Source organism: Clostridioides sp. ES-W-0016-02 (assembly GCF_020641035.1).
GTDB lineage: Bacteria > Bacillota > Clostridia > Peptostreptococcales > Peptostreptococcaceae > Clostridioides.
This window is the reverse complement of the sequence record NZ_CP061361.1, coordinates 1541157-1553001: the sequence shown is the minus strand read 5'-3', so window position 1 is coordinate 1553001 and position 11845 is coordinate 1541157. Positions and strand designations below refer to the sequence as shown.

Below are 11845 nucleotides of genomic sequence, written 5' to 3'. Positions count from 1 at the left end.
TCTCCTAACCAATACCAATACATTCAAGGCAAATCATAATTGCTTTAGTTAATACTATATTTGCTTCTCCACGATATATGCCCAATACAATAAATGAAATACCAATTACAATAATAGAAATACCTTTTTTATTTTCTTTAATAAAGTTACTCATTACTTTTTACCATCTTTAATCTTTCATCTATAATTTTTTTCCATTCTTCTTTGCTATTTGCACCTGCAACTTTGTCACCTACAAATTTCCCGTTCTTGTCTACAAAATAAGTTGTTGGAAACTCTATAATTCTTTTAAAATCAGTCTTTTTCAAACCTTCAGATACTGTTAATTGTTGATAGGTAGCATTTGATTTTTTCATAATATCTTTAACTAAGTCTCTCTCTTCATCCGAAAGACCAGTTTTCATATCAGCTCCATCCACTTCTACAACTAATCCCTTTATAGCTACATTTGAATTATTACTTTCATATTCTTTTGATAAAGCTTCAAGTTCTGGCATCTCACCTACACATGGACCACACCAGGTAGTCCAAACATTAATAAGAGTAAGGTCTTTACTTGAAAACACCTCCTTTGTTACCTTATTTCCATCTACATCTTTGGTTTCTAGATTAAAAAACCATTCACTATTCTTTTCGCTTGTGTCTATAGGCTTAGACTCTTTTTTACTACAACCAGAAAGTATACCTAAAGCAAAAACACATCCCAAAACTAACACAAAAAACCTTTTCATACTTCACACTCCTAATATCTATATAATATATAAAATTGTTGATTGAAATAAAAGTAATCTATTCTCTATACTATAGTTATTATATTTAATAAATAATAGCCAACCTAAAGAAAACTATATTGAATATATATAGTTACTAAAATATACTTCTTATCAAACAAAATCTTATATATATGATAAGCTGTAAAACTTAAGATTATATACCTATATTTCTAAAGATTTTCTTAAGATATAATTATCTTTTTCAATAGAGTATAATTATTCTTTCAATAAAAGTTCATTAATCGCTATTCTATAAATCATACGAAACATAAGTTATTATTGATTTAAAGCCATTTATAGTATTAGCAAAGTTTTTCTTGACTATATAGTTACTATATACCTTATTATATATAGAGAGTAATAAAAGGAGGTAAAATTTATGGAAAATTTATTTACAAGAAAATTCACTACTTTTGAATTTCTGAAATTTGTTTCTCCTGCAATTATATCCATGGTATTTATATCTTTATACACAATAATAGATGGTATATTTGTATCAACATTAGTTGGCTCAGATGCTCTTGCTAGTATAAATATTGTACTACCCATAATCAACCTTGTTTGTGGTTTTGGAATAATGATGGCAACTGGTGGAGGAGCTATAGTTTCTATACGTATGGGGGAAAATAGACAAGATGAAGCCAATTCTACATTTTCTTTTATAGTTTTATTTTCATTGATTATTGGAATTTTATTCACAATAATCTCGTATTTTTTTGTCAAAGAAATATCTATTTTACTTGGAGCAACAGATAAACTACTACCTTATTGTATAACTTATGGTAAGGTTATGATTTTATGTACACCTTTTTATATTTTAAAATTTATATTTGAATATTTTACAAGAACTGATGGAAACTCTAAATTTAGTTTATTTCTATCAGTAATTGGAGGTGTAACAAATATAATATTAGATTATGTGTTTATTAAATATTTTGGAATGGGTCTTCTAGGTGCTGCGGTTGCAACTGCTATAGGTATCATTTTAACTTGTATTTTAGGTATAGCCTACTTCTTATCAAGTAAGTCTACATTAAAATTAAAAAAACCAAAAACTGATTTTAGACTTATAAGAGATACAATGATAAATGGTTCTTCTGAAATGGTTACAGAATTATCTACAGGAATTACAACATTCTTATTTAATATAGTTGCTTTAAGATTAGCAGGAGAAACTGGACTTGCAGCTCTTACTATAGTACTTTATGCTCACTTTTTGATGACATCGGTTTATCTAGGTTTTGCTGCTGGAGTATCACCATTGATAAGTTATAATTTTGGTGCTGAAAATAGTAATAAGTTAAAAGAAACATTTAAGCATTCTTTAAAATTTATATTTGCTTCTTCTATTTTAGTTTTTATTGTAGCTTTAGTTTTTGCACCACTTATTGTTAGAGTTTTTGTAAATCCTGATAATGGGGTATTTGGTTTAGCTTTACAAGGTCTAAAAATATTTGCTTTTGCTTTTTTATTTGTTGGTATAAATATATTTGCATCAGGATTTTTCACAGCATTTCACAACGGAAAAATTTCAGCTATTATATCTTTTAGTCGTGCCTTTGTTTTTGTAATTATAGGAATTGTAATTCTTCCTCCTATATTGCATCTAAATGGATTATGGCTTACTGTTCCATTTGCTGAAATTATAACTATATTTATATCTATATTGTTTATAAAAAAATATAAGAGTAAATATAAGTATTAGTAAAATATATACTTGTTAAAATTAATAAAGCTAGCTTAAAGTAATTGTATTCAAATTTCGCTTTAGAAACTTCATATTTGTAATGAAATTAAAGCCCTTAAAATCCAAAACAAATGGTTTTTAAGGGCTTTTTACTAGTAATATTTAAATCTACTTTTAAGGTAATTTCTATTTTAATTATAATAAATCATTTGCATAATCCTTAATTGGAGCTCTTCTAAGTAGTAATATTATTAAGGCTATACAAACAAATATAGTTCCTACTTTTAACCCTAATAAAATAGAAGGATTTTCAAATAAAATAATAATTTTATCTAAATATGTAATCATTTTTTGCATATGTTTAATTGCAAAATTAACTACATAAATTAATATCAATATTGGTAGTCCTATTAATATGGTAAAGCTTGTAGCTTTTCTAACCCTATACGTAAAAGCACCCAATAAAGCGCCTATCAAACCTATACATATTTCACTAATACATAAATTTATAAAATAATTTAAATAAGCTAGTGGCATATTTGTTGTTGATGATTTTATTATCATGGGTATAGAGGTCCAAATTAAATCTTGTTTCAGTAAAGCTAACATATCTACCTTATAACCAGTTATAAGCTCAATAGATAACTTTGATAAAAATATCAAAACTATACTTACAATAGAAAGAACAAAGGCTAAAATAATTAAAGTTAGTATAATAGCTTTTATACAATTCTTTCTATCTGCCCTTATACTTAAAGCACCTGAAAAATCTTTATTTACTATAGATATTCCATATACAAATATTAGTATACTTATATAGTTTAAAAGTGGAGTTGTAAATGAAGATAAGTCTTCTTTAGGTAAATTAGCAAAATTTACAATAATAAGTGGTAAAACATTTAAAAAAACACCTATTACCAAAAATAAAATTATATACGTTTTTGTATTTTTATTAAAAAATTTCATATATGGTCTTAATTCATTCAATTACAAAACCTCCTTTTTAGTCATACTTACAAACATATCTTGTAATCCTATATATCCTACATCTATATTTGAATTTTTAAGTATATTTTCATCGTTTTTATTAAAGTCACCATAGTAAAAATAGGCAACTGTATTTCCAAATGATTTTTTAGGCTTTACATTTCTTATTGCTTCTAATTTTTCTACTTCTTCTCTGCTTCCAGTAATATAATGAGCTTTTTGTTTTATAGTATCAATATCTTCATCTATAATAATCTTACCTTCATTTAATATTATTACATGCTCTAATAAATCATCTATTTCATCAATCAAATGAGTTGATATTATTATCGTTCTTGGATTTTTTATATAATTATCTAAGATTACATTATAAAATTCTTGCCTGTTTACTGCATCTAGACCAATTGTTGGTTCATCAAATATAGTAATAGCTGAATTGGAACAAATTCCTATTATATTTGAAAGTATAGTCTTCATTCCCCTAGACAATTGTCTATACTTTTTCTTTATATTTAAATCAAAATATTTACATAGTTTTTCTTCTAATGCCTTATCATAATTTTTATAGAAGCTAGAAGAAAACTCAAATATCTGACCTACCTTAAAGTCTGAATTATAAAATTCTTTTTCTCTTACAATACAAATATCTTCCAATACTTTTAAATCTTCTTTTATATTTTTTCCTGAAATTTCTATATCTCCTTCACTTTGAATTAATTGATTTACTATTATATTCAATAATGTAGTTTTCCCAGCACCATTTTTTCCTAATAAACCATATATTTTATTTTCTTCAAAATTCAGAGATACATTATCAAAAATCTTTTGTTTTTTGAAGCTATGAGACAAATTTTTTATCCTGATAGAGTTACTCATACATTACTCCCCCTTAAAATTTATTATAATATCAACTAATTCTTCTCTGTTTATTTCTAATTTATCTGCTTCTTGAAGTAGATTTTTTATAAAATTATTTTTAAAGTTTTCTTTCCTAACTTCTTTTATTATACTTCTTGCCCCCTCTGATACAAACATTCCTATCCCTCTCTTCTTGTATAAAATATTCTTATCAACTAATGTATTTATTCCTTTCAAGACTGTAGCAGGATTAATTTTATAAAGCTTTGAAAGTTCAGTTGTTGATGGAACCTGCTCTTCTTCTTTTATTCCATCTGATAGTATTTCATCTTCAATTGCTCGTGCTATCTGAATAAATATGGGTTCTTCATTATTTAATATTAATTTCATAGGTTCCTCCTTCCCAAGTTAGTTAATTACTTAAGTAACTAACCATAAGACTATAATATATTATAAAGTTTTCTCTGTCAAGATTAAATAAAAAAAACAGAGGGAAATTTCCCTCTGCCTTTTGTTCTATAAATTTATAATTAAACTAATATCTAGTTGTCATTGTTTTATCCATTAATTAATAGTTTTAATAACCTGTTATGTCTTCATTTTTTAATATTTTACATATTGAACTAGTACCTAATCTTTCAGCACCTGCCTCTATAAATTTTTCTGCATCAGAAATCGATTTAACACCTCCAGCAGCCTTTATCTTAACATTTTCTCCAACATGCTCTTTCATAAGCTTTATATCTTCTAAAGTAGCTCCACCTGTTCCCATTCCAGTAGATGTCTTTATAAAGTCTGCACCAGACACTGTTACTATCTCACACATCTTTACTTTTTCATATTCCTCTAAATAACATGTTTCTATAATAACTTTTAATATTTTATCTCCAATAATTGCTTTTATTTCTTTTATCTCATTTTCTATCTTCTCATAGTCCCCATTTTTAATATCTGAAATATTTACAACCATATCAACTTCATCTGCTCCATTTTTAATTGCATCTTCAGCTTCAAATACCTTTGTTGCAGTAGTTTGATATCCTAGGGGAAATCCTATTACTGTGCATACCTTTATTTTACTATTTAAATATTCTACTGCTCTTTTTACATATGATGGTGGTATACAAACTGATGCTACATTCATGTTTATAGCCTCATCACATAAAATCCTAATATCTTCCCATGTCGTTGTAGCCTTTAAAATAGTATGGTCTACTGTTTTTAATATGTGTTTCATAAAATCCTCCTAAATATATAATTAATATAGTTAAACTAGTTTTTTAAGTGTAACTTTCTTTTTGCAATATTTAATATCATATCAACTTCTTCAACTTTAAAAATGGTCATTAGTAATGTATAAATTCCACCTCCAACTATTACTGAAATGGTTAATGATACTAACTCGTTAAGTGTACCTACGCCTAAAAGTCCAAATATAAATTTATACGTAAAATATGATAAAATTCCCATAATAACTGATGCTACTAATGATTTTAAGGTTGCTTTTATTATCTTATCTTGTCCAAAATAACCTACTTTCCTTCTTAAATTTATGAAAAGTAACAATATACATGCAATTGATGATGAACTAGTTGCAAGAGCAAGACCACCATGAGCCATAGGTTTTATTAAAATTAAATCTAGCACTATATTTACACAAACAGATATAATACCATTTACCATAGGTGTTTTTGTATCTTGTAATGAATAAAAAACTTTACCTAATATATCTCTAAGTCCAAATGCAGTCATTCCAACTGCATAGAAAACTAAAGCAGTTGCTGTCATTTGAGTTGCTCTAGCATCAAAAGCTCCTCTTTCAAATATAATTCTAACAACTGGATTTGCAAAAACAATAGACCCAACTGAAATAGGAATCATAGAAATTATTATCATATTGACACTAGATTTAACTGAACTAGTAAATTTTTTTTGATTATTCTCTGCACTTAATTTTGACAGCATTGGGTACATAACAGACACTATTGAGGCTGTAAATGTCCCTGTAACAAAACCATTTAACCTATCTGCATAAGTAAGTGCTGGTATACTACCTTTAACTAATGTAGATGCTAAAGTTGTATCAACTAATGAGTTTACTTGATTAACAGCAACACCTATAAACACTGGTGAAAGTAATGCCAGCAATTTTATAAGACTATCATCTTTAAAATCTAAGTAAAATGAATATTTGTAATCTGTTTTTTTAACAAAAAACATGTAAAAAAGTAGCTGAACTATCATAGCAACTACAGCACCAACTGGAAGTACATATGGTCCAAACACGGTACTTATCATTATTGAAATAATTATTACTATATTATAGGGGATACTACCAAATCCAACTATGATAAAATTTTCTTTTATTTGTAAAAATGCTGACATAACACTAGTAATACCTATAAATATTATTCCCGTTATAAGTACTTTAGTAAATTTTACAGTAAGCTCAAATCTTTCGCCTTCAAATCCTATAGCAAATATACTCACAAGTTGTTTTGAAAAAATCACACCCAGTATAGCTACAATTATGCATATACCAACTATTATATTTAAGACATTGTTTAAAAATTTTACTGCTTGTTTTTCACCTTGTTTACTACTTATGTCTTGATACATTGGTATAAAAGTAGTAACTATAGCAGTTCCTATTGCTGCAAATATAATATTTGGTATATTCATAGCTGTCAAATAACTTTCTGTATACAAACCTGTTCCATAAATTGATGATAAAACTAATTCTCTACCCATGCCAAGAATCTTAGATATTACAGTAACTATCATCAAATAAAAAGTTGCTTTAGCCACTTTGCTCATTTCATCACTCCACTTCTAACACACTTCTTTTAGTTCAGTAAAAGCTAGCCTCTTATATATAATTTAATCTATTATTCCTACATTTTCTGAAGATAATAGTAGTTGTTTATTCTTTAATATATCATAAATAACATTATTTTTTATGTTTTTTATTTATACAACATTTTCTATAATCGCAATTTAAATCTAATAGAATAAATTTAATTGAATTCACAGAAATGGAGTTATTATTTTCTAATCTAGGTAAAACAAAACACTTATATTAGCAATATCTTTAAATTTCATTTTATTCATTTCTTATAACTTAATAATCTCAACATAAGGAAAATATATAATCATTTTTAAGTTATATTTTAACATATTTTATCTATTTTGAAAAATTTTAATCACTTTTACTAAATAACTATTTATTTAAAGAAAATCCAAAAAAGTATTCTCCTCAATGAAGAATACTTAACAGAGATATATAAGTGCATTTTAAATAAAGTACATCAATATGATTATTAATAGTCGTCAATAAGCTAATAAAAACTCAACTTTTCTGCAAGTTAAAGTAATGTAAAGGTAATTTTTATTTTATTAATCTCATATTTTCCTATTGAAAAACCATTATTGATTATGTGTAAGTATGACAAAAGAAAAAACAAAAGTAGGAGAATCTTTCTCCTACTTTCTTTTATATTCGCTTTATAAATATTAATAAAAATGCTTTAATTGTTTTAATTTACTTGGATGTCTTAATTTTCTTATTGCTTTAGCTTCTATTTGTCTTATTCTTTCTCTAGTAACTCCAAACACCTTTCCAATTTGCTCTAATGTCTTAGGGTCATCATCATCAATGCCAAATCTCATTCTCAAAACCTGCTGTTCTTGTTCTCCAAGACCTGTAAGCAATTCTTCTATTTTTTCTTTTAAATTATGTTGTTCCACTTCATGCATTACAACATCTTTAAAATCAGCATCTGATGGTATAAATTCAACTAAACTACTATCTTCATCTTCTTTTAATGGTGTATCCAAAGATACAACATTTTTATCTCGTTTTAATAATTCCAATACTTTCTCAACCTCAAGACCACAAGCATCTGCAATCTCATCTACAGTTGGTTCTCTTAATAATACATTTAAAAGTTCTTGTTTCTTTTTCTTTACAAAATTTATTCTTTGGTGAAGATGTATAGGTATTCTAATAGTATTTTCGCAATCATCAATATATCTTGTTATGCTTTGTTTTATCCACCATGTAGCATAAGTGCTAAATTTGTATCCTTTTTTATAATCGTACTTCTCTACTGCTTTTATGAGTCCTATATTTCCCGCTTGAATTAAGTCTAGCATATCAATACTATCTCTTTTATATCTTTTTGCTATGCTCACTACCAACCTATAATTTGAATTTATAAACTTTTCCTTTGCTACTGAAGATGAGTTGATTATTTCCTTTGCCAGCTCTACCTCTTCTCCTGCTGACAACATTTTGTATTCCTCAATTTCCTTTAAATACATTTTCATCGCATTTGATACATTTGATGAACCCACACAAATATAATTTTCATAATTATTTTCTTTTTTAGTATCCATAATCAAACCCCTTCTATTCATAGAATTTGCTAAAACAAAAATAAATAATTTAAAACTACATAATCTACAACTACATAATATCCCCTTCTTCAAATAAGTTGTTTTGTATATTATGTATACAAAGTTATAAAAACTATACCTATAATATTATTCTACCTCTAACCCTAATATCCTCCTTATATATATAATTTATTTTATTATATATTGTTATATCCTAAGTTTTTAGATTGATATATGTCTAAAAAAAGACTGTTGATTAAACAGTCTTTTTTAATATATATGCTTGTTATTTACTTTTCATGATGATTGCATCCACATCCACAATTTTCATCGTGATGATGATGTTCTTCTTCTGAATCTTTAACTTGTTGTTCCATCTCATTAAACTCTTTTACCATTATATCATAAGTTGGAAGTGCTGCCTCAGTATCATATTCTTCGCCTCTCCAATCAGCATACATCATAGCATCACCATTAGTTAAAACCAATCTACCTGACATAGTTATGTTATCTACTTCTTCTAAAAATTCTATTTGTTTTTGTAAAACTTCCCCTTCTAATTCTACATCTTCATCTAAACACTGCACTATCATTACTGGAGCGTAATAATCCTCATCATCTTTAACATTTACAATAATATCTAAAGTTCCCTCTGCACCTTCTTCAAATTCTGCTAATTCAACATTTGTATCAATCATGTCCTGAGGTACCAATAAATCTTCTATTAAATATTTTATTACTCTGTCTTTTACTAATTCTTTTGACATTTATTTTTTCTCCTTCCGATTCTATAACATTATCATAATCATTTCTATATTATAGTATACTACATTAATTGTTTTTTCAATCTCTTATAAAAATTATTTTTTTATTATTTACCTTATATTACCTTTTTTATTACAAACTTGTAATCGCATTGATTTAAAAAATAGTTTATATTTAGTATAATAGAAATGTAGCACATATTTTTATTCAGTATATTGATAAAAATGTATATTGAAAATGTAATGTATGTTAAATCTAGGAGGATTATTATGAAGTTTAAAAAACAAATTAGCTCTATTATTATATCTACTATGCTTGTGTTTGGAAGTTTAAATCTTGCTTATGCAGATGGAACAAATGTTGTTACACTTGGAGCTAACTTATCAGAATCTCAAAAACAACAAATGCTTAATTATTTTGGAGTTAAAAAAGACCAAGTCTTAGTTTTAGATGTAACAAATGCAGAAGAAAGACAATATTTACAAGGTGTTGCAACAGAGAGCCAACTTGGTAAAGTTACTATTTCTTGCTCTTATGTTGAGCCTACAACAAATGGCAATGGAATTAATGTTAAAACAGCAAATTTAACTTGGGTAACTAGCTCAATGATTGCTTCAACACTTACAACAGCTGGTCTTGAAAATGCAAATGTTATTGCTGCTGCTCCATATCCTGTAAGTGGTACTGGTGCATTGACAGGAATTATGAAAGCATTTGAAGATGCATCAGGAAAAAAACTTGACGAAACAAAAAAGGAAATTGCTTCTGAAGAGTTAGTGGTTACAGGTGATTTAGGAGATGATATAGGTCAAGAAAAAGCAACTGGTGTGATGAATGATATCAAAACAGAAATTGTAAAAAATGGTACAAAGGATACTAATCAAATAGCTAATACGATAAATAATGTTGTAAACAATTACAATATTACTATTACACCAGAACAAAAAGAACAAATTCAAGGTGTAATGAAAAAAATAGCTGACCAAGATTATGATTACAATAGTATGAAAAATACATTGGATAATGTATCAGACAATGTAAATGAACAACTAAAAAAATTAGGTGATAGTGTTAAAGGTTCTGGAATACTAGATACTATAGGTGGATGGTTTAGTGGAATAGGAGATTGGTTCTCTGGTTTATTCTCAGGAGGAGATAAAAAAGATTTGGGAATCTTAAATAACACTAATGATGAGTCTCTTGGCTCAAATGCTGTGATAAACTCTACAGAAGGTGTTCAAATAAATCCACAAGATAATACTAACTCTAATAATACAGATAACTCAGAAGATAGTACTAACTCTAATAATACGGATAACTCAGAAAATAATAGCGAGAATAATGATAACACTCAATCAAGTGAAAATAACACAACTAATAATTCTGAAAATCAATCCAATACTAATGACTCAGTTGGTTTCTTTGAAAAAATAAAGAATTGGCTTTCAGGTTTATTTTAAAAATTAAGTAAATAAAAGAATTGCCTAATATAGAAATTTTCTATAAAAGGCAATTCTTTTTATCTCAAATAAATTCTTATTACTTGCTCATTTTTTGAGATTTTTCTATACATGCACATATAGCTTTTATAACAGAGGCTCTAAAACCTTCCTCTTCAAGGACTTTAACTGCTTCTATAGTAGTCCCTCCAGGTGAGCATACCATATCTTTTAGTTCACCAGGATGTTTTCCTGTTTCAAGTACCATTTTTGCAGAACCCATAACTGCTTGTGCTGCAAATTTATATGCTTGTTGTCTTGGCATTCCTGCAATTACTGCTGCATCTGCAATAGCTTCTATAAACAAAAACACATAGGCTGGTGCAGAACCACTCGCTCCAATCACTGCTTCTATAAGATATTCTGGTACGACTTCAGTGTTTCCAAAAGAACTAAATACTTCTACCACTGCTTCTAAATCTTCATCTTTTATATTTTTATTTATAGATATTGAAGACATAGCCTCATTTACAAGTGCAGGAGTATTAGGCATAGTTCTAACTATTTTTTTATTTTCACCTATAATTGCCTCTATATCTTTTATAGATTTTCCTGCTGCTATTGTAACTATAATCTTACTATCATCTACAAAATCTTTTATCTCTTCTAAAATATCATCATATATGTCTGGCTTAACAGCTACAATTACTATATCAGAATTTCTAGTAACCTCTTTTGAATCTTTTGTAGTATTTATACCAAAATTTGCATGTATTCTATCAAGAGTTCCTTGAGTATATGCTGATGCTGTTACCATATTAGGTTCAACTAATTTTGAATTTACTATACCACCTATCATAGCACTGGCCATATTCCCTGCACCTATAAATCCAATTCTTTTCACTGTAATACTCCTCCTTAAATAAGTAATAACTAAA

Annotated in this window: 12 protein-coding genes; 2 read left to right on the top strand and 10 right to left on the bottom strand. The window is 27.2% G+C overall.

The genetic code is table 11. The features are described 5' to 3' along the window. Nucleotides 1-4: 4 nt before the first annotated feature. Nucleotides 5-154, bottom strand: a complete 150-nt coding sequence (locus IC758_RS07500) for a CD1871A family CXXC motif-containing protein (protein ID WP_227432878.1) — start codon at nt 152-154, stop codon at nt 5-7. Continuing rightward, complete coding sequence (locus IC758_RS07495) at nt 147-731, bottom strand: TlpA family protein disulfide reductase (protein WP_227482331.1); 585 nt, start codon at nt 729-731, stop codon at nt 147-149. The genes IC758_RS07500 and IC758_RS07495 overlap by 8 nt, the downstream gene beginning before the upstream one ends. Nucleotides 732-1152: 421 nt before the next feature. Between IC758_RS07495 and IC758_RS07490 the strand changes: the two genes are divergently transcribed. After that, complete coding sequence (locus IC758_RS07490) at nt 1153-2478, top strand: MATE family efflux transporter (protein WP_227482330.1); 1326 nt, start codon at nt 1153-1155, stop codon at nt 2476-2478. 177 nt (nt 2479-2655) lie between these two features. On the opposite strand, the gene IC758_RS07485 is transcribed toward IC758_RS07490, so the two are convergent. From IC758_RS07485 to IC758_RS07455, 7 genes are all read right to left on the bottom strand, one after another. Beyond that, complete coding sequence (locus IC758_RS07485) at nt 2656-3447, bottom strand: ABC transporter permease (protein WP_227432874.1); 792 nt, start codon at nt 3445-3447, stop codon at nt 2656-2658. Further along, nucleotides 3448-4323: an ABC transporter ATP-binding protein gene (locus IC758_RS07480; protein ID WP_227482329.1), complete on the bottom strand. Its 876-nt coding sequence runs from the start codon at nt 4321-4323 to the stop codon at nt 3448-3450. A gap of 3 nt (nt 4324-4326) precedes the next feature. Beyond that, a complete protein-coding gene (locus IC758_RS07475; protein WP_227432872.1) occupies nt 4327-4695 on the bottom strand; it encodes a GntR family transcriptional regulator in 369 nt (122 codons plus the stop codon). Nucleotides 4696-4882: 187 nt separating this feature from the next. After that, nucleotides 4883-5542, bottom strand: a complete 660-nt coding sequence (gene deoC / locus IC758_RS07470) for a deoxyribose-phosphate aldolase (protein ID WP_227860852.1) — start codon at nt 5540-5542, stop codon at nt 4883-4885. 35 nt (nt 5543-5577) lie between these two features. Further along, nucleotides 5578-7122, bottom strand: a complete 1545-nt coding sequence (murJ, locus tag IC758_RS07465; protein WP_227482327.1) for a murein biosynthesis integral membrane protein MurJ — start codon at nt 7120-7122, stop codon at nt 5578-5580. A 696-nt stretch (nt 7123-7818) separates the two neighbouring features. Continuing rightward, nucleotides 7819-8703, bottom strand: coding sequence for an RNA polymerase sigma factor RpoD/SigA (locus IC758_RS07460; protein ID WP_227432868.1), 885 nt, complete (start codon nt 8701-8703; stop codon nt 7819-7821). 290 nt (nt 8704-8993) lie between these two features. Beyond that, entirely contained in the window at nt 8994-9470 is a 477-nt protein-coding gene (locus IC758_RS07455) for a type I restriction enzyme HsdR N-terminal domain-containing protein (protein ID WP_227432867.1), read from the bottom strand. Between the two features lie 267 nt (nt 9471-9737). On the opposite strand from IC758_RS07455, the gene IC758_RS07450 reads away from it, so the two are divergent. After that, complete coding sequence (locus IC758_RS07450; RefSeq protein ID WP_227432866.1) at nt 9738-10928, top strand: DUF1002 domain-containing protein; 1191 nt, start codon at nt 9738-9740, stop codon at nt 10926-10928. Between the two features lie 79 nt (nt 10929-11007). On the opposite strand, the gene proC is transcribed toward IC758_RS07450, so the two are convergent. Next, nucleotides 11008-11811: a pyrroline-5-carboxylate reductase gene (gene proC, locus IC758_RS07445; protein ID WP_227432864.1), complete on the bottom strand. Its 804-nt coding sequence runs from the start codon at nt 11809-11811 to the stop codon at nt 11008-11010. Nucleotides 11812-11845 lie beyond the last annotated feature (34 nt).

Bases quoted from the DNA above. Each gene is read 5' to 3' on its own strand.
- IC758_RS07500 (WP_227432878.1), bottom strand. From the start codon at position 154: ATGAGTAACTTTATTAAAGAAAATAAAAAAGGTATTTCTATTATTGTA.
- IC758_RS07495 (WP_227482331.1), bottom strand. From the start codon at position 731: ATGAAAAGGTTTTTTGTGTTAGTTTTGGGATGTGTTTTTGCTTTAGGT.
- IC758_RS07490 (WP_227482330.1), top strand. From the start codon at position 1,153: ATGGAAAATTTATTTACAAGAAAATTCACTACTTTTGAATTTCTGAAA.
- IC758_RS07480 (WP_227482329.1), bottom strand. From the start codon at position 4,323: ATGAGTAACTCTATCAGGATAAAAAATTTGTCTCATAGCTTCAAAAAA.
- IC758_RS07475 (WP_227432872.1), bottom strand. From the start codon at position 4,695: ATGAAATTAATATTAAATAATGAAGAACCCATATTTATTCAGATAGCA.
- deoC (WP_227860852.1), bottom strand. From the start codon at position 5,542: ATGAAACACATATTAAAAACAGTAGACCATACTATTTTAAAGGCTACA.
- murJ (WP_227482327.1), bottom strand. From the start codon at position 7,122: ATGAGCAAAGTGGCTAAAGCAACTTTTTATTTGATGATAGTTACTGTA.
- IC758_RS07460 (WP_227432868.1), bottom strand. From the start codon at position 8,703: ATGGATACTAAAAAAGAAAATAATTATGAAAATTATATTTGTGTGGGT.
- IC758_RS07455 (WP_227432867.1), bottom strand. From the start codon at position 9,470: ATGTCAAAAGAATTAGTAAAAGACAGAGTAATAAAATATTTAATAGAA.
- IC758_RS07450 (WP_227432866.1), top strand. From the start codon at position 9,738: ATGAAGTTTAAAAAACAAATTAGCTCTATTATTATATCTACTATGCTT.